This window comes from Frischella perrara (genome assembly GCF_000807275.1).
GTDB lineage: Bacteria > Pseudomonadota > Gammaproteobacteria > Enterobacterales > Orbaceae > Frischella > Frischella perrara.
In genome coordinates, this window is sequence record NZ_CP009056.1 from 383,732 (window position 1) to 409,881 (window position 26,150).

At 33.8% G+C, this 26,150-nt stretch carries 21 protein-coding genes; 8 read left to right on the top strand and 13 right to left on the bottom strand.

What is annotated here, in order from left to right:
• Complete coding sequence (gene tadA, locus FPB0191_RS01815) at window positions 1-504, top strand: tRNA adenosine(34) deaminase TadA (RefSeq protein ID WP_039103579.1); 504 nt, start codon at window positions 1-3, stop codon at window positions 502-504.
• On the opposite strand, the gene mltF is transcribed toward tadA, so the two are convergent.
• The gene (mltF, locus tag FPB0191_RS01820; protein WP_082018209.1) at window positions 475-1,947 is read right to left on the bottom strand and encodes a membrane-bound lytic murein transglycosylase MltF; all 1,473 of its coding nucleotides are present in this window, start codon (window positions 1,945-1,947) and stop codon (window positions 475-477) included. The genes tadA and mltF overlap by 30 nt on opposite strands.
• A gap of 353 nt (window positions 1,948-2,300) precedes the next feature.
• On the opposite strand from mltF, the gene nadR reads away from it, so the two are divergent.
• Both nadR and pnuC read left to right on the top strand, forming a co-directional pair.
• Window positions 2,301-3,527 (top strand): multifunctional transcriptional regulator/nicotinamide-nucleotide adenylyltransferase/ribosylnicotinamide kinase NadR, encoded by a 1,227-nt coding sequence (nadR, locus tag FPB0191_RS01825; protein ID WP_039103580.1) that lies wholly within the window; start codon window positions 2,301-2,303, stop codon window positions 3,525-3,527.
• 11 nt (window positions 3,528-3,538) lie between these two features.
• Window positions 3,539-4,225 (top strand): nicotinamide riboside transporter PnuC, encoded by a 687-nt coding sequence (pnuC, locus tag FPB0191_RS01830; RefSeq protein ID WP_039103582.1) that lies wholly within the window; start codon window positions 3,539-3,541, stop codon window positions 4,223-4,225.
• An 89-nt stretch (window positions 4,226-4,314) separates the two neighbouring features.
• On the opposite strand, the gene FPB0191_RS01835 is transcribed toward pnuC, so the two are convergent.
• A complete protein-coding gene (locus FPB0191_RS01835; protein ID WP_039103587.1) occupies window positions 4,315-4,641 on the bottom strand; it encodes a YnfA family protein in 327 nt (108 codons plus the stop codon).
• 213 nt (window positions 4,642-4,854) lie between these two features.
• Here FPB0191_RS01835 and FPB0191_RS01840 point away from each other — a divergent pair, with 213 nt between their 5' ends.
• On the top strand, window positions 4,855-5,478 hold the full coding sequence (locus FPB0191_RS01840; RefSeq protein ID WP_039103589.1) for a hypothetical protein: 624 nt from the start codon (window positions 4,855-4,857) through the stop codon (window positions 5,476-5,478).
• A gap of 70 nt (window positions 5,479-5,548) precedes the next feature.
• Here FPB0191_RS01840 and acuI read toward each other — a convergent pair whose 3' ends face one another.
• The 3 genes from acuI to FPB0191_RS01855 all read right to left on the bottom strand — a co-directional run bounded on the left by acuI (window position 5,549) and on the right by FPB0191_RS01855 (window position 9,606).
• On the bottom strand, window positions 5,549-6,532 hold the full coding sequence (gene acuI / locus FPB0191_RS01845) for an acrylyl-CoA reductase (NADPH) (protein ID WP_039103591.1): 984 nt from the start codon (window positions 6,530-6,532) through the stop codon (window positions 5,549-5,551).
• Window positions 6,533-6,886: 354 nt separating this feature from the next.
• Window positions 6,887-8,167: an MFS transporter gene (locus tag FPB0191_RS01850; RefSeq protein ID WP_039103593.1), complete on the bottom strand. Its 1,281-nt coding sequence runs from the start codon at window positions 8,165-8,167 to the stop codon at window positions 6,887-6,889.
• An 11-nt stretch (window positions 8,168-8,178) separates the two neighbouring features.
• Window positions 8,179-9,606 (bottom strand): M20 family metallopeptidase, encoded by a 1,428-nt coding sequence (locus tag FPB0191_RS01855; RefSeq protein ID WP_052236687.1) that lies wholly within the window; start codon window positions 9,604-9,606, stop codon window positions 8,179-8,181.
• 439 nt (window positions 9,607-10,045) lie between these two features.
• Here FPB0191_RS01855 and FPB0191_RS01860 point away from each other — a divergent pair, with 439 nt between their 5' ends.
• Genes FPB0191_RS01860 through FPB0191_RS01870 form a run of 3 tightly spaced genes read left to right on the top strand, consistent with a single transcriptional unit; the run spans window position 10,046 to window position 15,076 of the window.
• Window positions 10,046-11,119, top strand: a complete 1,074-nt coding sequence (locus tag FPB0191_RS01860; RefSeq protein WP_039103595.1) for an HlyD family secretion protein — start codon at window positions 10,046-10,048, stop codon at window positions 11,117-11,119.
• Between the two features lie 13 nt (window positions 11,120-11,132).
• The gene (gene rbbA, locus FPB0191_RS01865) at window positions 11,133-13,940 is read left to right on the top strand and encodes a ribosome-associated ATPase/putative transporter RbbA (protein ID WP_039103597.1); all 2,808 of its coding nucleotides are present in this window, start codon (window positions 11,133-11,135) and stop codon (window positions 13,938-13,940) included.
• A 5-nt stretch (window positions 13,941-13,945) separates the two neighbouring features.
• On the top strand, window positions 13,946-15,076 hold the full coding sequence (locus FPB0191_RS01870) for an ABC transporter permease (RefSeq protein WP_039103598.1): 1,131 nt from the start codon (window positions 13,946-13,948) through the stop codon (window positions 15,074-15,076).
• Window positions 15,077-15,660: 584 nt separating this feature from the next.
• Here FPB0191_RS01870 and uspA read toward each other — a convergent pair.
• From uspA to rpsU, 6 genes are all read right to left on the bottom strand, one after another.
• Complete coding sequence (uspA, locus tag FPB0191_RS01875) at window positions 15,661-16,122, bottom strand: universal stress protein UspA (RefSeq protein WP_039103599.1); 462 nt, start codon at window positions 16,120-16,122, stop codon at window positions 15,661-15,663.
• A 61-nt stretch (window positions 16,123-16,183) separates the two neighbouring features.
• Entirely contained in the window at window positions 16,184-17,686 is a 1,503-nt protein-coding gene (gene pitA, locus FPB0191_RS01880) for an inorganic phosphate transporter PitA (protein WP_039103602.1), read from the bottom strand.
• 292 nt (window positions 17,687-17,978) lie between these two features.
• Window positions 17,979-18,950, bottom strand: a complete 972-nt coding sequence (locus FPB0191_RS01885; RefSeq protein WP_039103604.1) for a bile acid:sodium symporter family protein — start codon at window positions 18,948-18,950, stop codon at window positions 17,979-17,981.
• A gap of 178 nt (window positions 18,951-19,128) precedes the next feature.
• The gene (gene rpoD / locus FPB0191_RS01890) at window positions 19,129-20,964 is read right to left on the bottom strand and encodes an RNA polymerase sigma factor RpoD (protein WP_039103606.1); all 1,836 of its coding nucleotides are present in this window, start codon (window positions 20,962-20,964) and stop codon (window positions 19,129-19,131) included.
• Between the two features lie 312 nt (window positions 20,965-21,276).
• The gene (gene dnaG / locus FPB0191_RS01895; RefSeq protein WP_110021806.1) at window positions 21,277-23,064 is read right to left on the bottom strand and encodes a DNA primase; all 1,788 of its coding nucleotides are present in this window, start codon (window positions 23,062-23,064) and stop codon (window positions 21,277-21,279) included.
• Between the two features lie 96 nt (window positions 23,065-23,160).
• Window positions 23,161-23,376, bottom strand: a complete 216-nt coding sequence (gene rpsU, locus FPB0191_RS01900; protein ID WP_039103609.1) for a 30S ribosomal protein S21 — start codon at window positions 23,374-23,376, stop codon at window positions 23,161-23,163.
• A gap of 381 nt (window positions 23,377-23,757) precedes the next feature.
• Here rpsU and hemB point away from each other — a divergent pair, with 381 nt between their 5' ends.
• Complete coding sequence (gene hemB, locus FPB0191_RS01905) at window positions 23,758-24,765, top strand: porphobilinogen synthase (protein WP_039103610.1); 1,008 nt, start codon at window positions 23,758-23,760, stop codon at window positions 24,763-24,765.
• A 68-nt stretch (window positions 24,766-24,833) separates the two neighbouring features.
• On the opposite strand, the gene ybaK is transcribed toward hemB, so the two are convergent.
• Window positions 24,834-25,319 (bottom strand): Cys-tRNA(Pro) deacylase, encoded by a 486-nt coding sequence (ybaK, locus tag FPB0191_RS01910; protein WP_039103611.1) that lies wholly within the window; start codon window positions 25,317-25,319, stop codon window positions 24,834-24,836.
• Window positions 25,303-26,133 carry a YciC family protein gene (locus FPB0191_RS01915; protein ID WP_146202369.1) on the bottom strand — a complete coding sequence of 277 codons (831 nt, stop codon included), beginning with the start codon at window positions 26,131-26,133 and terminating at the stop codon, window positions 25,303-25,305. The genes ybaK and FPB0191_RS01915 overlap by 17 nt, the downstream gene beginning before the upstream one ends.
• Window positions 26,134-26,150 lie beyond the last annotated feature (17 nt).

The window sequence follows — 26,150 nt, forward strand, 5'->3', positions numbered from 1 at the left end:
ATGACCGAATTTTCTGATGAATATTGGATGCAGCATGCTCTGCGCTTAGCTAAAAAAGCAGAAGCTCAAGGTGAAGTTCCCGTTGGTGCTGTGATTGTTTTAGATAATAAAATCATTGGCGAAGGTTGGAATCAGCCTATTTTAAACCATAATCCTACTGCTCATGCTGAAATTATTGCCATTGAGCAGGCTGCTCAATATCTGAAAAATTATCGTTTAATTAATACAACACTTTATATCACGTTGGAACCATGCGTTATGTGTGCAGGCGCAATTATCCACAGTCGAATTAAACGGGTGGTTTTTGGTGCCAATGATCTCAAAACTGGAGCTGCAGGTTCGTTTATAGATGTGCTTTGTTGTCCAGGAATGAATCATCGACCAATTGTTGATAGTGGTGTATTAGCGAAAGAATCGGCTCAAATACTTAGCGATTTTTTTAAGCGCCGTCGAGCCGAAATAAAACAGAAAAAGTTATTCCTGAGTAAAATTCATCATGACTGAAGCAAACTTTTCATCGATATGTTTTTGGCGTAGTTCACTTTCTAATAAGTAGCCCACTAAACTCATATAATATTGTTGAATACTATCTACAAAATGGACAGCTTGATAACCACGAGCAAAACCATATTTTAAATTTGTATAATACTCTTCTTCACTTAATAATGGTAAAACCTGTCGTACATCTTGCCAGCTATCGGGATTTTTATTTAATTTGACCGCAAGACTTCGTGCATCCCAGAGATGACCAATTCCCATATTATAAGCTGCTAATGCAAACCAAATTCTTTCTTCAGCAGGAATTGTTGTCGGCATTCGGTCAATAATTTTTTTTACATAAATGCTACCGCCTTTAATACTTTGTTCAGCATCTAAACGGTTTTTAATACCTAATGAATCAGCCGTTGGTTTAGTTAACATCATCATCCCTCTAACACCAGTGGATGATGCAGCCCTAGGATTCCAATGTGATTCTTGATATGACATCGCTGCAATGAGTTTCCAATCCAATTCATTCTCTGCAGCATAAATCTCAAAATACTCTTGGTATTTGGGTAATGTTTTGTTTATTGCTTGAATAAATTTTTGCGTATCAACATAATCGAACTTCTTCATATAGCTAAAATAATGATATTCTAATTTTTGAATAGTACCATTAAGATAAGCTTCTTTAATGAATTCGTTAAACTTATCGCGTAAAGAATGATCTTGTGATTTAGGAAAATACCAATTTTGAGACCAGTTATCATCAACGGTAAATGCAACGGTTAACAATGGATAAATCCGTTGCATAATAGCAACTGTATAATGATTAGCTATGGTGTAATCAATTTTCTTATCAACGACTAATTTTAATAATTCTTCTTGATTTAAAATATCTGATTCATTCCAAACTAAATTATCATATTCTTTAGTTAAATTATTGAGAAGATAACTCTGAGAAGAGTATTTGGGTATGGTTAAATTTCCTTTAATATGATCAAATGAGTAAGGTTTAACAGTTCCTTTTAAATAAACTAATTGCTGGATAATCGGGTGAAAAGGTTCGCTGGCAATAAAATTATCACATTCAGCCGTATAGCCTTTAATTTGAGCCGCAATTAAATCAATTTTTCCTTCATGACTTTTTTCGACGAGCTCTGGCAAAGTATTTGCAAAAATAATTTTTAACTTAAGTCCAAGTTTATCCGAAAATTTTTGTAATAGGGCATAATCAAATCCTCCAACTACATTGGGATTACGATAATCAATATAAAGCGTAGTTAGGTTTCTTAACATCCCAACTCGAAGTTCTTTATTTTCAGTAACTTTTTGTAATATAGTATTTTGCCGTGGTGGATCTTTTGGAATGAATTCTTCTTTAAAAAAAAGAGCAAAAACGATAGCCAAAATAGTTAATGTAATAGTAATAAGACTAATACACCATAAGACAACTCTTCTAATCAAACAGTCATTATCCGGTTAGTTAAAAATCGACATATTATATCATGTTAGTCATTTACCGCCAATTTGCGGCACCTCGATGACTCAAAAAAACAAATTAAAAATTAAATTTATCAATAAATTAAGTGTACTATTTTTTATTAATGAGAAAAATTAAAATATAATCGATAAATTATTAATTATTTATTTTTTATGATGTTAATAATTAAAAGAGTAAGTGTAATTATTATCGTTTATTGGTAGAAATTAAACATTTTGTGCTAAAAAAATGACATAATTATATATTTTATATATTGAACATTTTTAATAAATGTTTTAAATTATGTTTAATATATAAAACGTAGAGAGCAAAAAAAATGAGCTACAATTATCTAAGAACGGCTATTAAGCGCAAGAATTTATCTTTACAAACCGTTGCTAATGCTTGTGATATGACTAAAGGTTATTTAAGTCAATTGATAAATGATAAAGTTAAAATGCCCAGTGCTCAAAAGCTTGAAGCTTTACACCACTTCCTTAAGCTTGAATATCCAATAAAGAACAAAAAAGTTGGTATCATTTTTGGTAAATTCTATCCTTTACATACTGGTCATATTCACCTTATTCAACGAGCAATAAGTCAAGTTGATGAACTATATGTTGTTCTCTGTTCTGATACTAAACGTGATGAAGAATTATTTGAAAATAGTGCGATGTCTCGTCAGCCTACGCTTAATGATCGTTTACGTTGGTTATTACAAACGTTCAAATATCAAAAGAATATTCATATTGAAATTCTAAAAGAAGACGGGATTCCATCTTATCCTAATGGTTGGAGTGAGTGGAGCAATCGAGTTAAGCTCCTTTTTAAGGAAAAAGGTATTAGTCCAGATTGTGTTTTCTCAAGTGAGCCTCAAGATGTACAAATGTATAGAGAATTACTTAATCTTGAAACAATTCTGATCGATCCTGAACGTAATTTTATGAAAGTCAGTGGTACTAAGATCCGTCAAGCTCCTTTACAAAATTGGCAATATATACCTACTGAAGTCAGACCATTTTTTGTCAGGACAGTTGCAATACTTGGTGGGGAATCAAGTGGTAAATCCACTTTAATTAATAAACTCGCAAATGTATTTAATACAACGAGTGCTTGGGAATTTGGTCGTGAATATGTATTTTCTCACCTAGGAGGTGATGAGAGAGCTCTGCAATTTTCCGATTACGACAAAATTGCTTTAGGTCAGGCACAATACATTGATTTTGCGATCAAATATGCAAACAAAGTTGCCTTTATTGATACTGACTTTATAACTACTCAGGCATTTTGTCGTAAATATGAAGGTAAAGAACATCCTTTTGTTCAGGCAATGATAAATAATTATCGATTTGATTTAGTTATTTTACTTGAGAACAATACACCTTGGGTTGCTGATGGTTTGAGAACATTAGGGAGTGCAGCGCAACGTAAGGATTTTCAAAAATTACTGATTAATCTTCTTCAGAAAAATGGGGTAAATTTCGTCACGATAAACTCTGATAATTATGATGAACGTTATTTACAATCCATTGAATTAGTTTCACAACTTATCAATCATTCATAAAAGGAGTAATTATGATTCGGCTAATCTTGTTTATAGGACGTAATAAATTTTATCCTTATATTTGCCTTTTTTTAGTAATGCTAGCTTTTTTATATACTAATCCTTTAGAAACATTTGATAAGCGTTATGCGATTTCGCTTATTGGTGCAATTTGTGGATTATTATGTGTCGTACTACTAGCCAAGCGTAAAAATAGCGGAAACATTGTAGGTATGATGGCTGCATCGGCAGAAAGTACAGCAAACGTGTTAGGTAATAATATTGGTGTAGCATCCCTGTCTGTATTTTATTTTATTTCCCATATATATGGTTTAGTAAATTGGCGCAAGAATCAAAATAACAATAAAGTCGTAAAAGTAAGACAATTGAAAGAAAACCATTTTTTAGCGACATTAGTCTTCTTAATATTAGCTACGTTCTTTAATATTTATCTAACTGAACAACTTAATGTCTCAAATACGAGTTACCAGTTGATAGCAAATTGTTTTATATTTGGTCTTGGCATCATCGCACAACTTTTATTAATGATGCGTTTTTCCTTTAATTGGTATTTATGGATTATTTTGAATGTTTTGACAGTAGCACTGAATATCTATACAAACAATCCAGTTATCGCTACTCAATATCTAATTTATTTGTTTAATGCTATTTATGGCGTATGTGAATGGAAAGTTGATTCGAAACAAACAAAAGATTGACTACTCATTTTTAGAACTTGTCAAAAACAATAGTATGACGTAATAGTAGAGTAAGCTTGGTATACTTAAATTTGTGTATGCAAAGTAATTTATACCGAGCGCCAACCCAATATAATGATCAATGTACCTATTAAAATTGTACAAGCTCCAATCCAATCAAATGCCGATAATTTTACTTGATCAATAAAACGTAACCAAACTAGTGACATAATAATATATATACCACCATATGTGGCATAGATACGGCCACTAGCTTGAGGATGGAGGGTTAGTAGCCATGAGAATATTATTAAACTTACTGCGGCTAAAGCTAAAACCCATGACGGTGCAGTTTTATGATACCAACGATAAACGAAATAACATCCCATTATCTCAGCTAAAGCTGTTATGATGAATAGTATAATGATTTTCAACATGTTTAGATAAAGCTAACTATCTATAATGTATGATATCTTATAAGGATAAAGTCGAAATGTCATGCAATGTTAGTAATAAAAGTAATTCCATTTCCTCAACGATAAAAGAAATGATTGGAAAATAAATAATTAAGTTGTTAGGCTACTGATTCATTCTCATAATAAATTTAAAAACGTTATCAGCAAAAATATTCTTGGTCGACAAGGAGCAACATGAAAATACAACACTTCAGTTTATCTAATATTAACTTCAGTTGTCTACTAATCATCGGAGGTGTTACAAGTATTTTTGAATTACGGGTATTAATATATATCATTATAATGATGTTTTTTTATTCAATTATAATTTCAATTTGGATAGATAATTGGAAAAGACATAATAAAGTAATTATAGAAACGAGTAAAGATCGCTTCATATTTGTTATTAATGGATTGTCGGTAAAGGAGAATATTAGTAGTTTATTTAATTTATTAGCTTATGATGAACGTAGTTTGGAAGTACATTTTAAAAAACTATTTTTCTTAAAATTATTATTTCTTTTATTTTTTACTGGTCTTAGTTTTTATGAATTAAATAATATTCTTATGCAATTTTCTTTCAATGAGCAGAACTATCTTAAATGGTTTAGTTTGATTATTAATTGTATATTTAGTTTATATTTGCTCTATCAATTAATAACTTGTCTAAGAATATTAATTTTTATCAATCAACGACGTTGGGAAATCGTTTATCAAGATCATGGTTTAGAACGTTATTATGGCGCTTATTTTGAGAACACTGAAGGCTCGCAAATAAAGAGTTACACACCTTTTTTAGCTTTAGTTTTTACCTATTAAGTTCTCTATGTATTAATATGATATCGCCGAAATAGGGTGATGAGGACCTCACCCTTTTCTTTGAGAGATATTATTGATTAACATCAACAATAATTCTTCCTCGAATTTGACCTTGCATTAATTGAGTTACGGTCGTGATTACCTCAGTTAACGATATTGTTTTACTCATTAAATCTAACTTTGATTCATCAAGTATTGTGGCTAGACGTTCCCAAGCATCAATGCGATCAGCATAAGGACGCATTACACTATCTATCCCTGCTAATGTGATCCCTCGTAAAATAAAAGGGGCAACACTGCTTGGGAAATCGATACTTTGCGCTAATCCGCAACAAGCAACGGTTCCGCCGTATTGAGTGCTGGCACACACATTTGCAAGGGTATGACCACCAACACAATCAACTGCACCAATCCAACGTTCTTTCATTAATGGTTTACCAGGTTGAGAAAGTTCATTGCGGTCAATTATCTCACTTGCACCTAATTGAGTTAGATATACTGTTTGATCAGTTCTGCCCGTAGAAGCAATAACATGATATCCTAACTGCGCTAAGATTGCGATTGCAAAACTTCCCACCCCGCCATTAGCACCAGTAACAATAATTTTTCCTTTATCCGGGGAAATGCCATGTTTTTCTAAAGCTATAACAGCTAACATAGCTGTATAACCGGCAGTGCCAATTGCCATACATTCTTTGGTCGTTAATTGTTGTGGTAATGGAATAAGCCATTGACTATTTAATCGTGCTAATTGGGCTAATCCACCCCAGTGTTTTTCGCCAACACCCCAACCATTTAATAATACTTTATCGCCAACATGATATTGTGCAGATTGGCTTTCAATCACTGTACCTGCCAAGTCAATGCCTGGAATCATTGGAAAGTGACGAACCACAGGGCTTTTACCTGAAATTGCTAAACCATCCTTATAATTAAGTGATGAATATTCAACTTGGACTGTTACATCACCTTCAGGTAGTTGTGATTGTTCAAGTTGTGTAAGTGCTGAACGATAACCTTTATCATCTTTTTCGATAAGTATTGCATTAAACATAAATCATATCCTTTTAAAAATAGTAGCAATGGCGTGATGTAGATTAATAAGTTGATTTTGGTATTCAAACTGGCTAAATATCATGAAAAACTAGTCTATAGATCGTTATTATTAAACGAATTACCCCATAATCAAATTTGGCAGCTAGTCAAAAAAGTTAGTTTTACAATATAGACTAATCATTTAGATTAATAAAGTGGTGAATATTGTGCTCATTTTAAAGTAAAGGTCTACTTTGAATAAAGTTATTAGCTAGTGTTGATTAATTTGATATCTAAATTAATTTTCTTATTAAATCATAAAGCGATATAACTTCCTTAACGTTATGAGGATGTTATTTTAAGGATTATTTCATTATTGATTGTTTTTATTTAGACCACTAGCTTGATATAAAGCGAATAAACTCACAAAACCTATCACAATTAGGTAATAACTTGGCGCAAGACTACTTTTCGTAAAATCAATTAGAGAAGTACAGATCATAGGTGTAAATCCACCAAAAATAGTAACAGATAAGTTATAGCTTATTGCCATACCCGTGGCTCGGGTTTTTATTGGGAAAATATCTGCCATCATTGATGGAACTGTGGCAAAATATATTGATTTTAATAATGCTAACCAAGCAATTAATGAAATTAAAGAAATTGGGCTTAAAAATTCAATAGTGAGTGAGAATCCAGGATAGATCGTGATGAGTAACAACAGGAGTGAAGTTACCATCATTGGTAAGCGACCAATCTTTTCTGCCCATAATCCTATTAAAGGTGTCACCACTGTTAAAATAATGCCAGCTACTAAAGATGCGGTAAAAGCAGTTGAGCTATCTAATTTTAGTACTTTTGTTGCATAGGTTGGTACGTACTGGAGCATATAGTTGATGGCAGTCGAAATCATCATTAAACCAACAGCAGTAAATAGCAATGATTTTTGTTGAAAAATAATTTCTTTTAATGGTTGTTTAGATTTTTTAGCTTTATTAAAAACGGGTGATTCATCAATATACCGACGAATATAAAGGCCTACCGGTCCAATTAATAAACCAAAAGCAAATGGAATTCGCCAACCCCAATCACTGATTTGTTGTTCGCTTAATGTATGAGTTAATACTAAACCGAATAGCGCTGCTAATAATGTACTGACTCCCTGTGTTGCGAACTGCCAACTTGCGATGAACGCTTTACGTTCAGGAAAATGTTCAATTAGAAAAGCAGTAGAACTGCCAAATTCTCCGCCCGCTGAAAACCCTTGAATGAGCCTTGCTACAATCATTAATATAGGTGCTATTAGACCAATGGTTGCATAGGTTGGCATTATTACAATCATGAAGCAACCAATCATCATTAAAATCATCGACATTAATAGCGATGCTTTGCGTCCATGTTTATCGGCATAATTACCTAAAAATATTGCCCCAAGTGGTCTAATCAAAAATGAAATACCAAAGGAAGCAAATGTCATGATAAGCGATAAAGTTTCGTCGGTATTTGGAAAGAAGGCTTTAGCTATGTTATTAGCGAAGGTAGCATAAACCGCTATATCAAACCACTCAAGAGCATTGCCAATACAAGTAGCAAACAGTGTTTTATAAAGGTTAGGTTTTTGAATCGGCTTTGATTCAATTTGTTTGGACGGCATAAAATAATTCCTTATTTTTCAGCATGATGTTGCTGATGGTATTTATGTTGTTGTAATAGTTTCAGTCCTTGTTCACCTAAACTCCAAAATAAATGAGTCATGATATTTAATCCTTCATATGCAATTGTTTTTAGCATGTGTTCATTTACTGAATGTTGCCCACAAGCTGGATAAGAGTGCGGTATCCAAAGTGTTGGTAATCCTAAAATATCTGCAAATACATCATTTGGTAACGATCCACCTAGATTGGGTAATAAAGTTGGCTTTTTATCAGTCGCTTTTTGAATGTTAGATAAAGCCCAATTTACAAGTGGATCCGTTGGATCAAAGCGAGTAGCAGCAGTGATACCACATATTTCAATTTGTATATTATCAAATCCATGTTGTTTTAAATGTTCTTCAAGATGTTGAATGATATTTTTGATATCCGTTCCCACAACAAAACGTAATTGGCAGATAGTCGATGCATTAGGTGGAATTGCATTAATAGGTTTGGCTGGATTACCCGCTGTAAAGGCTAATACCTCTAAACTATTCCAAGCAAAAAGTCGTTCAGCAGGCGTTAAATCAGGTTCTCCCCAGTTTAAATCGATTTTTGGATCATTTATTTCATTGGTTGGTTCAATATTGCTTAAAATTTCTCGGATAGTTAGGCTAATCGCGGGCGGTTTCAAGCCATTAACCAAAATACTACCTCTCTTATCGACTAAACAGGCAATCGCGTTCGCCAATTGTGTGGCCGGATTAGATAATAATCCACCCCAATTACCGGAATGGTAGCTCTGATCACGGCTGTTAATTGTGAGTTTAAAATTAGCACAGCCACGAGAACCTAGAAATAGAGTCGGTTTGTCAGCACTTAATCGTGGACCATCAGAAGCAATAAATAAATCGGCTTTTAGTTGTTCTTTATATTGTTCCGCAATCATCGCTAAGCCGGGAGACGATATTTCTTCACCCATTTCGAAGAGTACTTTACAGTTAAAGCCTAATTTTTTACCACGAGCTATATAAACTTGTTCTAAAGCCGCAAAATTGATGGTATGTTGACCTTTATTGTCTGCTGTTCCTCGTCCATAATAGCGATCGTTTTCTTCTATAAGTTGCCAAGGTTCTAAGCCTTCACGCCAATTTGCAGTGTCACCAAACACGACATCCCCATGACCATAACAAAGCACGGTTGGTAGTGCAGGGTCTTCACAACGCTCAGCAATTAAAAATGGACAATTTTCAAGAATAGGATTCTCAATCAAAGTAACTTTAAATCCTAGTGATTCAAGTTCTGGTTGGATAATTTGTTTAAGATACAAATCTAAGCTATTAGGTCTTGGTAATTGTTGGCTCTCTGTCTGGTAGTTAATCCTTTGAGCTAATCGTTGTTTAAATTCGCCATTATTAAAAAATAATTGGATATTTTCTAATACGTTATTAAAGTCGATATGTGTTTTTATTTGTATTTTTACTGTTTCAATAAAATGTGATTTGTATATTGATTTTTTATTAACCCAATATAGTACAGTAAGTAGAATAAATACAATATAAAACTACTTGTCAGATATAATTAATATAATTCGTGGTGATTAGATCTTGTATTGAAGATATTCGTATTATCAAATGATAATTTGATGTCTTTTGTAAATAATTTTATCAAAATAATAATTTTCCAATAGGCATAAAATGATTATGATTTAATAAATAATTAGCATAGAATAACAGTAAATCGTCTATTTAAAGTACTGAAAATAACATAAAAATATTAGTATTGAACTATTCTATTTAAATAGAGTGTTATTAAGATTTGTCAAAATTTATAAGTTTAATTATCAAACCTTATTATAAACTTAACGTTTAGATAAGGGATTTTATAAGGATGTTACAATGAAACAGATATATAAAAAATGTCTAATTGTTATTTTTATTGTTATTATTGGCGGAGTTTTAATTTGGTATTTCACCAAAGAAGATGGATATGGTCCTAACTTTACAAGTGGTAATGGACGAATTGAAGGTACTGAAATTAACATTTCTACAAAGTTAGCGGGTCGAATTGAAGAAATTAAAGTTGATGAAGGTGAATTTGTAGAAGCTAACCAACCTCTTGTTATTATGCAAACTGACACCTTAAATGCCCAACTTAATGAAGCAAAAGCACAATTATTGCAAGCAATGGGTAATGAGGTGAATGCAAAAGCACAATTAGGCTTAAATATCAGTGATAAGGCAGCTGCGGAGGCAATTGTTAATCAACGTCAAAGTGATCTTGATTTAGCGATGAAGCATTTAGCACGTACCGAAAAGCTATATAAAACTGGAGCGCTATCTGTACAACAGTTTGATGATGATAGTGCTAAAGTAGATAGTGCGAAAGCGGCATTACAATCTGCTAAAGCTCAAGTAGATGCTGCGCAAGCCTCTGTAGAATCAGCACAAGCTAATATTCAAAGTGCAGCAGCAGCGATCAAAGTTGCAGAAGCTAATATTACTCAAATACAAGCTGATATTAATGATAGTACATTAATTGCCCCGGTTAGTGGACGTATTCAATATAAAATTGCGCAACCCGGTGAAGTATTAAGTGCAGGAGGAAGAGTCCTGAATTTAGTTAATCTTTCAGATGTCTATTTGACTTTCTTTTTACCAGAAACCGTAGCCGGCAAAGTCGGTATTGGTGATGAAGTCAGAATTGTTTTAGACGTATTACCTAATAAATCAATTCCTGCTTATGTTTCTTTTGTTTCAAGTGTAGCGCAATTCACACCAAAAACAGTAGAAACAAAAGATGAACGTCAAAAATTAATGTTCCGTGTTAGAGCACAGATTAGACCTGAATTACTTAAGTGTTTTATTAATAAAGTGAAAACAGGTTTACCAGGTGTAGCTTGGGTAAGATTAGATCCTAATGCTTCATGGCCACTAGAATTATCAGATTTAGCAGCTTGTCCAAACCAATAATGGGGGGACAATTATGTCTGAGCCAAAACAAAATTTAGCTAATTCATCAGCTAAAACAGATAGTGAAGATTTTGTCGTTAGGGTTGAGAATACAACCCTACAGTATAAGAATGTATATGCATTAAATAACATAACCTTAAATTTTCCACCACGTTGTATGATAGGGTTAATTGGTCCAGACGGGGTGGGTAAATCAAGTTTATTATCTCTCATTGCTGGTGCACATGTTATCCAACAAGGTAATGTTTATGTGCTTGACGGTAATATGGCAGATAAAGCGCATCGTAATTCAGTATGTACACGTATTGCTTATATGCCACAAGGGTTAGGTAAAAACCTTTATCCTACTTTATCTGTCGAAGAGAATTTACAATTTTTTGCACGACTATTTGGTCATGATGCTCAAGAACGACGACGTCGTATCGATGAACTAACACAAAGTACCGGACTTTACCCATTCTTATCTCGTCCTGCCGGTCGTTTGTCTGGTGGGATGAAGCAAAAAGTCAGTCTATGTTCTGCTTTGATCCATGATCCAGATCTTCTTATTCTTGATGAACCAACAACCGGTGTTGATCCCCTTTCACGAGCTCAATTTTGGGAACTGATTAACAAAATCCGTAAGCAACGACCGCAAATGAGTGTAATTGTGGCCACTGCTTATATGGATGAAGCACAAAATTTTGATTGGTTAGTGGCAATGTATGCTGGAAAAATTCTTGAAACCGGTTCTCCACAACAATTATTGAGTAAGACCGGTAAAAATAATTTGGATGATGCATTCATTCAATTAATGCCAGAAAATGCTAAGCAAGGGTATCAAACGGTCGAAATTCCCCCTTTAGAAGTGGGTGAAAAGGCCGAAATAGCCATTGAAGCTAAAGGATTAACAAAACAATTTGGTAATTTCGTTGCCGTTGATCACGTCAATTTTTCTATTCAGCAAGGAGAAATTTTCGGCTTTTTAGGTTCAAATGGTTGTGGAAAATCAACAACCATGAAAATGTTAACGGGGTTACTTCCAATATCGTCAGGCGAAGCATGGTTATTTGGTAAACCTGTTGATGCCAATGATATTAATGTAAGACGACATCTAGGCTATATGTCACAGGCATTCTCTTTATATAGTGAATTGACGGTTGACCAGAATTTAGTTTTACATGCACGATTATTTGGTATTAAAGAAGAGCTAATTCCCAAACGAGTAGAAGAACTAGTTAAACGTTTTGGGTTAGAAGAACATCGACAGAGTTTGCCTGATAGTTTACCACTTGGGGTTAAACAGCGATTGTCATTATCAGTAGCGGTGGTTCATAATCCGGAAATCCTAATTTTAGATGAACCTACTTCAGGTGTTGACCCAATAGCACGTGATGATTTTTGGCGTTTAATTATTGAGCTTTCAAGAAAAGATAAAGTTACTGTTTTCATTACCACGCATTTTATGAATGAAGCTGCGCGTTGTGATCGCATATCACTGATGCATGCAGGTAAAGTATTGGCGAGTGATACACCAGACAATATTATTGCTTCTAAACAGGCCTCTACACTTGAACAAGCGTTTATTCGTTATCTAGTTGAGGCTGGCGCAGATGATTCTGCTAAGCAAGTCGAAATTCAAAATGCTAATGATAAGCAAGCTGAACAACCTCAATCAAATGAAGACAATCATGATAAAAAATCAAAGATATCAGGATTTAGTCTAACTCGTATGATCGGTTGTTTATGGCGTGAAGCATTAGAATTATCCCGCGATCCATTACGTGCGGTTTTAGCTTTACTTGGTTCAGCAATTTTAATGCTAGTTATGGGGTATGGGATTACTTTAGATGTTGAAGATTTGCATTTTGCTGTACTTGACCGTGATCAAAGTGGGTTAAGTCAAAATTATGTTTTGAATTTATCCGGTTCCAAGCGCTATTTTAAAGAAGAAAAACCGTTACGCGATTACAATGACATGGATCAACGTATGCGAAGTGGAAAAATTTCTCTTGCGATAGAAATCCCACCTAATTTTGGGCGTGATATTCAACGTGGTGATCCTGTCAACATTGCAGTTTGGATTGATGGTGCGATGCCATTACGAGCTGATACGATTAAAGGTTACGTTCAAGGTATGCATCTGGCATGGCTTAATGAGCAATCGCAAGAAAAATTAGGTCAAAAGATGGCTAGTTTTGCAAGCGTTGAAACTCGTTATCGATATAACCCAGATGTTAAGAGCTTACCATCAATGGTGCCCGCAGTTATTCCGATTTTGTTGTTAATGATTCCAGCAATGTTAGCGGCTTTATCTGTTGTGCGTGAAAAAGAGATGGGGTCAATTATTAATTTATATGTAACACCCGTGACCCGTACTGAGTTCTTAATTGGTAAACAAATACCATATATTATATTATCAATGTCGAGCTTTTTTATTTTATTGTTTATGGCATTAACAATATTTAATGTGCCAATTAAAGGTAGTGTGCTTACACTTTGTATTTCTGCATTAGCCTATTGTGTTATAGCTACCGGTATAGGGTTACTCGCTTCAACCGTCACTAGAAGCCAAATCGCAGTAATATTTCTAACATGTGTGGGTACAATGTTACCAGCGATCCAATTCTCAGGTTTACTAACGCCTGTTTCTTCTTTAGAAGGTGTTGGTCGTTATATTGGTGAAGTATTTCCTACTGCTCATCTATTGGTTATTTCTCGGGGAGTATTTAATAAAGCACTACAATTTGCTGATTTACATACGTCGATATTCTCATTATTGATCACTATCCCAATTATTTTAGGGATGAGTATTCTTCTACTTAAAAAACAGGAAGGGTAACGAGTATGCAGAGCTTTATTAATATTTTTAGATTAGGTGTTAAGGAGTTATGGGGATTATTACGTGATCCAATCATGTTAATTCTTATCGCGTATTGTTTTACTATTGATATTTATTCAGCCGCTACAGCAACTTCTGATTCCCTAAATCGTGCGACAATAGCAGTTGTAGATGAAGATGATTCACAACTTTCCCAGCAAATTATTTCTGCATTTTATCCCCCGATGTTTATAAAACCAGCCAAGGTCTATTCAATGGATGAAGTAGATGCAGGAATGGATACGGGTAACTATACTTTTTCACTTAATATTCCGCCAAATTTTCAAAGAGATGTGCTTAACAACATGCGTCCAGAAATTCAGCTAAATGTTGATGCCACCCGTATGGGACAAGCATTTGTTGGGAATGGCTACATTACGCAAATGATTAATGATGAGGTTAATCAATTTGTTAATCGTTATCGAGCAAATACTTCATTACCAGTTAATATTCAAGTAAGAGCAATGTTTAACCCAAATCTAACTCGTTCTTGGTTTGGTTCAGTAATGGAAATAATAAATATTGTGACGACTTTATCAATTATTTTAACGGGTGCGGCATTAATGCGTGAACGTGAGCATGGTACGATTGATCATTTATTATCAATGCCAGTGACACCATTTGAGATCATGATGTCCAAAATCTGGTCAATGGGATTAGTCGTACTGGTATCAACTTGGGGAGCATTACTATTAGTTGTACAACTGTGGTTGGGCGTACCTATTGCCGGTTCAGTGACGTTATTCCTAATTGGTGCAGCGTTACATTTATTTGTAACTACTTCTTTAGGTATTTTGCTTGCAACAATCGCGCGTTCAACCGCACAGTTTGCGATGTTATTGATTCTCATATTACTGCCTTTACAAATGTTATCCGGTGGATCGACACCGCGTGAAAGTATGCCAGAAATTGTGCAACAAATTATGATGTTCGCACCAACTACCCATTTTGTTGAATTAGGACAAGCGATTTTGTATCGTGGTGCTGGATTGAATGTGGTATGGGTTCCTTATGTTTGGCTTTTGGGAATTGGTGTTGTCTTCTTTACTTTTTCATTAATGAGATTCAGAAAATCAATTGCGAGTATGGGATCATAAGCAATGTTATGAAGCCATGATATATCTTATTATTTGTTACATATAGATAGTAAGATGTTATATTCTTGATTGTATGACTTTATAGGGTTATAGCTATTATGGTTATAACCCTAAATAGTTCTTAAAATAAAATTAATCTAATTAATAATATTAAAACGATTTTGTCGATAACGATTTAATCGTCTTAGTCATCAATTTTGATATTCACAAATATTGCGAAATTAACAGTTAGAATACTAAAAATAATTTCGACTGTATCTAAACAAACTTTACAATCAGTAACCAAATATTAATCACATTAAAATAATTCAATACCAAATTCCTCTTATATGATTTGTTTTACAAATAGCCGATGGAAGCAAATGATTTTTTATTAATAGCTACTATAGTCTAGCGATTCAATTTATCCCTTTGTTTACAGGGAATAATAGAAACTAATTAAAGGATTTTTGATTAAAGAGATGTGGCTTTTTATTGTTAATATACTGTGCGTATAGTAAAGATTACTGACCTGTAACATATTAATACCATCCATACAGATTGTGTGGGATGGTATTAATGGTAGAAATAATTTAACAATGCTATTAATTAACTTCAACAGCTTTTTCTTCGGTTATGACTTCATCTTTTAGTGGCACAATTAATGTATCAACATGAGTATTATTAATTAATTGGCGAGCTGACGACATGAGCTTACTCCAGAAATCTTGATGATGTCCACAAACAACAAGATCTGCACCAAACTCACGAATAGCTTCGATAAGTACTTGACCAAATTCACCACTTCCAGAAAGAGTATGAGTTATTGGATATCCAGCGTTACTCGCGAGTTTATTCAGAATAATATGGGCATCTTCAGTTATGCGATCTTTCATATCATTCATATTGATATCAACAAGACCAGTATATAGATCAGAGTAATTGATACCAACGTGAATTAATGAGATCTGCGCATTGTAAGGTCTTGCCATTGATACTGCTTTTTCCACCAAAATATCACTTTCAGGTGAAAGATCAACTGCCACTAAAATATGCTTATAAGCCATAACTCATTCCTCTTTTTAACTTGCTAAAAATTAAAAATAACTTTATCTATTACTTTTACTACTAAATTAACATTTGAGCAAGCCAAAAAATTACAGCTGACAGTATAATTGATATAGGTAAAGTGAGTATCCATGTAAGTGCAATGCTCTTCATCGTTTTACTTTGAACACCTCCACCATCAACAATCATTGTACCTGCCACAGAAGAAGATAGTACCTGAGTCGTTGATACTGGCATACCTGTGAAACTTGCTATTCCAATTGAGAATGCTGTGGTCACTTGTGCACAAACTCCTTGCGCATAAGTCATGCCTTTTTTACCAATTTTCTCGCCTATGGTAATTGCGACACGACGCCAACCTATCATTGTTCCCACTGCAAGGGCAGACGCTACAGCGATAATAATCCAAATAGGTGCATACTCGACAGTAACCAGTAGATCATTTTTTAATGCAGTCAAGTAAGCTCTATCCTGTTTAGAAATGTCTGTTTGTTTAGCAATATGATTCACAGTATCTGATAAACAAATTAAAATACGTCTGGTTTGCGCACGTTGTTCAACACTTAATGTTTCATAATCGGAAAGATTATTAAATAAAGATTTGGCAATATTGAGCGTAGTGAATGAATTTGAATAGTCACAATGGTATTGGGTTAAATCAGTAACATTGCTATCGCTATTTAAAGTTGTTTGTTTACCAATCACTACATTAAGATCATGTTGGTGAGCGATAAAGTATTCTTCAATATTGTGAATAGCATTACGAGTATTGGCAATATCGTAAGTTGAGGCATTCATATTAACAATAAAACCAGCCGGAGCTATACCTATTAAGACGAGCATTAATAAGCCAATCCCTTTTTGACCATCATTCGCCCCATGAGAGAAACTTACCCCAGCAGCCGAAATGATAAGCATAATACGTATCCAAAATGGTGGTTTTTTCTTACCATATAGCTTTTCGCGTTGTTCAGGCGTCATAAAAATACGTTCTCTTTTTTTGCCACTTTTCTTTTTAACCCACATTTTTCTTAGCGCAAAAATCATTAAACCTGCAAGTAATAATCCTATTATTGGGGAGATAATCAATGAAAGTAAGATAGATATCATTTTAGGAATATTAAGCGCTTCAATAACAGAGGTATTTGTAAGAAATGCATTAGCAAGAGCTACTCCAATAATTGAACCAATCAATGTATGAGAGCTTGAAGCCGGAATTCCTAAATACCAAGTCCCTAAGTTCCAAATAATTGCTGCAAACAAGATGGAAAATACCATTGCTAAGCCATGATAAGAACTGACATTGAGCAGGAGATCAGTGGGTAATAAATGTACGATGGCATAAGCAACACTTAATCCACCGAGTAAAACGCCAAAAAAATTAAAAATACTAGCCATCAATACTGCGAGTCTTTCTTTTAGCGCTTTAGTATAGATAACAGTAGCCACTGCATTGGCGGTGTCATGAAACCCATTAATTGCTTCATAAAATAAAACAAACAATAGGGCAATTGCTAATAGCATAAGTGTCGAAATATCTAAATCAGAAAATAGATGGAACATATCGGCTCTTCATTTAGTAAAATTAAACGGCGTTATTATCCTAAAGAATATTAAATGAGCAAAGCAATTTTTATTAATTTATAAATAAATCATTGAAAAGGTAGTTATATAAGCAAAAAATGTGCATGAAATATCAAATTATGTAAAATTAAAGATTAAACATTAGAATAAAATCCGATAGTTGTTTTATTTTATGTTCCCTATTTTTGCAAGAAGCAATACTAATAATCCAATATAGAAAATCATCATTGCTTTAAAACTTGACACAAAAATTGATTTAAATTATTCAATCTTAATCTCGGCGTTTAGCATAATGAGCAGCAAGTAAAGCACAGACCATTAATTGTATTTGGTGAAAAATCATCAAGGGTAAAACCATTATTCCCGTCACTGAGATAGGAAAAATGATACTGGCCATAGGAATACCACTGGCAAGACTCTTCTTAGAGCCACAAAATACAATGGTAATCTCATCTTGTTTATTAAAACCGAGTAGTCTGGCACTATAGGTTGTAATCAACAATACAATAGTTAGTAGTAATAAGGAAAAGAAAATAATGGTTATAAATGAGATTAAATCAATTTGTTGCCATATTCCATTAATAACAGCACTGCTGAACGCGACATAAACGACCAGTAAAATTGATAGCCGATCAGTTTGATTGATTACTTTACGATATTTGTCGATCCATTTGCCAATTAATGGTCTAGATAAATGACCAATCACAAAAGGTAACATCAGTTTTATCATAATTGAATAAATAGCATCACTAATATCTAATGCTCCATTAGATTGCGTATGCATAAAAATTCCAATTAATATAGGCGTAACAAATACACCTAATAATGTCGAGGCTGATGCGCTACAGATTGCTGCGGCAATGTTACCTCTAGCAATAGAGGTAAAAGCTATTGCTGATTGTACTGTGGCGGGTAAAGTGCATAAATAGATAAAACCCAAATACAGATCATTAGATAACAAAGTTGGGACAAAAATTTGTAATGTGCTCCCAAGTATTGGAAAAACGATAAATGTGGTAACAAATATAACTAAATGAAGTTTCCAATTCTTAATGCCATCTATAATTGCATTAAAAGATAATTTAGCACCATGCATGAAGAAAAGTAGGGCAATTGCGATTGTAGTTAGGGTTTCAAAAAAGCGTTTGGTGTCACCTTCACAAGGCAAAATTGTCGCAGTGATAACAACGATAATAAGTGTGAGTAGAAAAGGGTCGATTTTTAATAATTTAATTATATTCATTGATATTGGTTGGGCAATAATCAGGAAAGTAAAAGGTGTAATTAGTATATACCAGTTGTATTATAAATTGTATATATGCTTGATATTGCATAAATAAACAATATTTAGAGGATAAAAAAAACCGCTACCTAAATGATTAGATAGCGGAATGATATGAGAAGATAAAATTGATAGATATTTATTCGTCTAAGAAGCTACGTAATACATCAGAACGACTAGGATGACGTAATTTACGTAATGCCTTTGCCTCAATCTGACGAATACGTTCTCGAGTTACATCGAATTGTTTACCCACTTCTTCCAGTGTATGGTCAGTATTCATATCAATACCAAAGCGCATTCTTAACACTTTTGCTTCTCGTGGCGTTAAACCTTCTAATATATCACGAGTAGCTGCGCGTAAACTTTCTGATGTAGCTGCATCAAGTGGTTGCTCCATTGCTGTATCTTCAATAAAATCACCAAGATGTGAATCTTCATCATCACCAACTGGCGTTTCCATAGAGATCGGCTCTTTAGCAATTTTTAACACCTTACGAATCTTATCCTCAGGCATTTGCATTTTTTCTGACAACTCTTCCGGTGTTGGTTCACGTCCAATCTCTTGTAAAATTTGACGTGAAATACGATTGAGTTTATTGATTGTTTCAATCATATGTACAGGAATACGAATTGTCCTTGCCTGATCAGCAATTGAACGCGTAATTGCCTGACGAATCCACCAAGTTGCATAAGTCGAGAATTTGTACCCACGACGATATTCAAATTTATCAACAGCCTTCATCAAACCGATGTTACCTTCCTGTATAAGGTCTAGGAATTGTAAACCACGGTTAGTGTATTTTTTTGCAATTGAGATAACGAGACGTAAATTTGCTTCAACCATCTCTTTCTTAGCACGTCTAGCTTTTGCTTCACCAATCGACATTCGACGATTGATATCTTTTATTTGTTCAATAGATAGATCGGTTTCAATTTCGATTTTTTGTAGCTGTTCTGTTTCCTTAGCAATCTGGCTTTCAAACTCTTTGAGTTTTTCACCATATGCATGTTTGGATTTGGTCGCTTTTTCAAACCAACTCATATTATTTTCGTTTCCGATGAAATAACTCATGAATTGTTTTTTAGGCATTTTGCATTGTTCAATGCAAATTTTCATAATCAAATGTTCATGAGATCTCACGCGATCCATCATTTGACGCATATTATTAACCAGAATTTCAAACTGCTTACCGACTAGGCGGAATTGCTTAAAGATTTCTGATAAATTTTCAATCTCCTGACGAGCTTTTTTGTTTGCACGACCATACTTTTTAATCGCTTCTGACGTTATTTCATGTTGCGTCTTAAGTGCTAAGAATTTTTCGCGAGCAACTTCAGGATCGATCGATGAATCATCATCTGTAGATTCTGTTTCTTCGTCGTCATCCACTTCATCATCAAGATCAATATCTGCATCATGACTAACTAAATCTTCTGGTAAATCATCCATACCTTCTTGAGCATTTGGATCGACAAAGCCAGTAATTAAATCTGATAAACGAACTGTTCCTTGCTCAACTAAATTATATTGTTCAAGAAGATAAGTAATTGCTTCAGGATATTCTGAAACAGAAGTTTGCACTTGGTTGATACCATCTTCTATACGTTTAGCAATATCAATTTCGCCTTCACGTGTTAACAGCTCTACCGCCCCCATTTCACGCATATACATGCGCACAGGATCAGTTGTTCGCCCAATTTCTGATTCAACATTAGATAATACTAAAGCTGTGGCTGCTTCAACGGCTTCTTCATCGGGAACATTATCTGATAATAGCATTTCATCAGAATCAGGTGCTTCTTCAAGAACCTGAATCCCCATATCATTGATCATTTGAATAATATCTTCGATCTGATCTGAATCGATAATTTCTTCAGGTAAATGATCATTCAGATCCGCGTAGGTTAAATAGCCAAGCTCTTTACCTCGTATGATCAGATGTTTGAGTTGTGATTGAGAGTTTTGCTCCATATCAAGATATCCACATTTTGTTGTTTAGTGATAGGGTAAAAATTATTACCCAGACTAAGTATTTTCCAGATATCACATATAGCATTGAATTGAGCACTATAAATATAGTGAGGGCAAATCATTCAGGTTGCCTAGAATATAATCAATGTTATTAAAGTGATAATCAACGAAAATATTGCATCAAGTTATTACTTAAAAAAAATCAATAGGCTATAATTAAAAAATCATAATGTTATAGTTTACCCAAAATTCAATTTTGATATTGGGTATCTTTCATCGTATTCAGCAATTAAGCTGCTGTTTTATATATATTTAGTCTTTTTTTGATAAAACAAGTATTAATGTTGCTAATTCTTTTTTTTCTGCTTCGGTTAGTTTAAATACTCTATCTTTTGCGATTAATTCGTCTCTTTTTTGGCACAATATATTATCATACAACTCTTTTAAAGTATGAGAAAAAATCATGTTTAATTCTTCATCTGGGTATTTATGTTCCCAAGTTGATAATATCGTTAATTGTTTATAAACAGGCGTATCTGCATATTTAGCCAAAATTTGCGCTGTATTGATATTTGTATAATGGTGGCAAAGATCCAATAATTCAAGGAACAATTCAATACCTGCTAATTTTACATTTCTTAATGCGTTAACATCGCTGACTAATTTTGCAAGTTCAGGATTTTGAACTAATAATCCGATCAAAATTCGCATGGTTGTTAATTTCATCTGAATAACAGGTGACTTATTCACTGTCATTTCAGCTTTGTTGGTATCAGTATGTTGTTCTAGTAATTTGTCAATTTGACTGACATCAAGAAAGCCAAGATAGTCTCCTAACTGTTGTTTAAGATTGAGACTAAATGATTGTGCTTTGATTTGAGCAATGAGAGGAAGCGCTAGCGAACTCAATTTTGCTCGACCCTCAGATGTTTTAAGATCGACTTGTTTTATTAATTCCTCAAATAGAAACTTTGATAAAGCCATGCCCTGAGTTATGCGAAGTTCGAATCCCGTTTTTCCTTCTTTGCGAATTAACGTATCGGGATCTTCTCCTTCAGGTAGAAAAACAAATTTAATTTGTTTACCATCAAGTAACGTTGGTAATAATACAATTAAAGCTCGCCATGCTGCACGACGCCCAGCCTCATCACCGTCAAAGCAAAAGATGACGTTATCTGTTGCTCTAAATAATAATTTAATATGTTCTTCAGTAGTCGCAGTCCCTAATGCTGCAACTGCATAATTAATACCAAATTGGGCAACGGAAACAACATCCATATATCCTTCCACAACTAAGAGTTGTTGAGGATTACGGTTTATTTGGAGTGCTTCATAAAGGCCGTATAGTTGATAACCTTTATGAAATATTGAGGTTTCTGGGGAATTTATATATTTTGCATTTTCTTTGCTATTAATTGTTCGACCGCCAAATGCGATGATATTACCTTGTCGATCACGAATTGGAAACATGATGCGATTACGAAATCTATCGTATTGTCGACCATTATCATTGGTTACTTGCATGCCAGCTTGATCATATAATTTACGTTCTTGATCATTTTTTAAAATTTCATTCGATGTTTTGTTCCAATCATCAGGAGCGTAACCAATCCTGTAATGCTCAATAACTTGTGCATCTAAGCCACGTTGTTGAAGATAATCTTTAGCTTTTTGTGCAGAAGATTCATTGAGTTGTATTTGATAGAAATTTGCTAAGCGTTCCATCAATTGATAAAGGTCACGTCGGGTATTTTGACCACTTATTTGTGTTTTATTGCTGTGTTGATTGGGTGATTTATCTACGTAGGGAACTGTAATGCCTTGTAAAGTCGCTAATTCTTCAATGGCCTCTGGAAATGAGAGACGATCGTATTGCATAATAAAATCAATGGTATAGCCACCGGCACCACAACCAAAACAATAATAAATTTGTTTTTTTTCGCTTACCGAGAAGGAGGGAGTCTTTTCATTATGAAACGGACAATTTCCCCAATAATCTTTTCCTTTTTTTTTGATTTTAATCCGAGCACTAATTACATCAACGATGTTAGTACGCGCAACAAGATCAACAATAAAGTCCTGAGGAATATGTTTCATAATTTGGGCGACCCACTAAAGACAACAAACCGTACATTATGTACGGTCTGTTATTATTGGATACTATATAAGATAGTAATTCGTTATACAGAAAGACAATTAGTGTAAACGAATACGACGTGCGTTTTCTCTTTCTAGTTTTTTAGCATGACGTTTAACAGCAGCAGCTTTAGCGCGTTTACGGATAGTTGTTGGTTTTTCATAAAACTCACGGTTACGTACTTCAGCTAAAATTCCTGCTTTTTCACAAGAACGTTTAAAACGACGTAATGCTACATCAAAAGGTTCATTCTCACGTACTTTAATTACTGGCATGTGCCTCTCACCTCAAAATTAATTGAATTTACCAGCCATGACCAAATAAATAGGCTAGTGTTAAAAAATTAGTGCTGAATTGTACTGCTAATAAACACTAGTTGTAAAGTCTTTTATAGGATTTAATTTTAACCAAAGCGTATTTTAACTCATTAATAGTCATTGTCTATTTAAAGATTAAAAATTATGGCTAATAAATTTGTAAAAAATACTCCTAATGATTGGTAATTGAATCATAAACTGACATTTTCACATTACAAAAAAACCGAAATTTTATTATGATAAATATTTGATTATCCGTAGTAGGAATAAGATAATGTGATCACTTAAGTTTCAATCTTAATCCATAAAGATATTAATAAAGTGTTAGGAGTGTATGATATGTCACCGCAGATTGCTGGGCATTTTCCAGAGCGCCGTTTGCGTCGATTACGTGCTCATGATTTTAGTCGCCGCTTAGTTGCTGAAAATCATTTAACCGTCAATGATCTCATTTATCCTGTATTTGTTGTTGAGGGTAAAAATATTTCACAACCTGTATCTTCTATGCCTGGTGTGTGTCGTATGAGTATAGATGTACTGCTAAAAGAAGCGGAACAAGTCGCAAAGCTAGGTATTCCGGTGTTATCTCTTTTTCCAGTAATTGAAAATGATAAAAAAACGTTATTAGCCCAAGAAGCCTTTAACCCAGAAGGATTAGTTCCTAGAACGATTAGAGCATTAAAACAAGCGTTTCCTGAATTAGGTATTCTTACTGATGTCGCGTTAGATCCTTATACGATACATGGTCAAGATGGTATTATTGATTCACAAGGGTATGTGCAAAATGATGTTACTGTTGAAGCACTAATAAAACAAGCGATAACTCAAGCAGAAGCGGGAGCGGATATCATTGCTCCAAGCGATATGATGGATGGTCGAATTGGTTCTATTCGTAAAAAATTAGAACAAGAGAATTTTGTAAATACGCAAATAATGGCTTATTCAGCTAAATATGCTTCAAATTTTTACGGTCCTTTCCGTGATGCAGTTGGTTCTGCGAATAACATAAAAAAAGGCAATAAAAAATCATATCAATTAGATCCTGCAAATAGTGATGAGGCTTTACATGAAGTATATCAAGATCTATTAGAAGGGGCGGATATGGTCATGGTTAAACCGGGAATGCCATACTTGGATTTAGTTCGTCGTGTTAAAGATACCTTTGCGGTACCTACCTTTGCTTATCAAGTTTCTGGTGAATATGCTATGTTAAATGCGGCGATACAAAATGGCTGGCTGCAAGAGTCTGTGATTATGGAATCATTACTTTGTTTTAAACGCGCAGGTGCCGATGGTATTTTAACTTACTTCGCTAAGTCGATAGCACAACAATTACGAGCAAGTTAAATAGGAACTTATTGTATCTTTGATCATATATTAAAAATACAATAAGTTAATAAAATTAACTTTGTATATTAAGTTGCTATATCAGCAAAATTAGCGTTGATAATATTTGCTAAATCGTTAGGTGCAATTTCAATCTCCAAACCACGACGACCACCAGATATAAAAATACGATCAAATTGAAGAGCACCTTGATCAATTACTGTAGTTAATAATTTTTTTTGACCTAATGGACTAATCCCACCGACTAAATACCCCGTTACTTTTTGGGCCAATTGTGGATTGGCTAAGTCTACTTTCTTCGCACCTAATATTTTAGCTGCTTTCTTTAAGTCTAAATGATCACTTACAGCAATAACACAAACCGCTAACTCTTTATTACTTCCGTTCAGACTGACTACTAATGTTTTAAATACTTGTTGTGGAACAATATTTAATGTTGGATCAAGTTTGGCTACTGCTTCCTTGCCAAATTGCGTTTCATTTACATCATGTTGATATTGATGTAATTCAAATGCTACTTTCAACTTTTTTAGTAAATTAATGGCTGGAGTCATTAGTTGAAACCTGTTTTGTTAATGAATAAAGTCGATATAGATAACAAAAAAGAGCAAAAACCAATAAATTATTGGCTATAGATTCAATGAATTGAAAAATAAAATTATTTCTAAATAAATTAAAGACCATTGATAAAGCAAGGGTTCCGACTAGCCAAGAAATAAACCCCAATAAAACCATAGGTGTTTGCTGTTTAAGATAATTGAGCGTTGTAATTAATGATTGAGTAAAGGATTCGGGCAAATTAGGTGTAGTAATAATAGCGAGGAAAACAATATAAGTCAGCATAAAAAATACTATACTGACTATTAATATAATCTGCGCTAAAAATGGAATTAAAGAAATTATAATTGAAATAACGATAAAATAAGGTATTGCACAGAGACTAATTAATAGAATTTGTGGAGTTAGACGCAGAGTCCTTGTAAAGAAATTACTCCAAGAAAATTGATTAATGGAAATAATGCCAATTAATGAACAGATACAAGACAAGATGATTAAGCTATTAATAAACATAATGAAAATGCACTTCATAGCATAGCTCGATATTGTTGCTACAAACTGTTTTTTCTCCATTTCGGAAAGTTGCATTAATTTTTGCATAATAATATCAAAAGAAGGATTGTCACCTTGTTGTATATTAATCCGATCCATGAGCGATTTTATTTGGTCATGTATTTCAGTTGATGGATAAAAAAAGCTAGTGAATAATTGTGTCAACACCGATACTCCAACAATAACTAAGATAATAGTCATAAAATGATTTTTTATAAAGTTGTATGTATCAGTCATTAATGAAGTGAATGTCGGCAAAATAAACCTCTCAATAT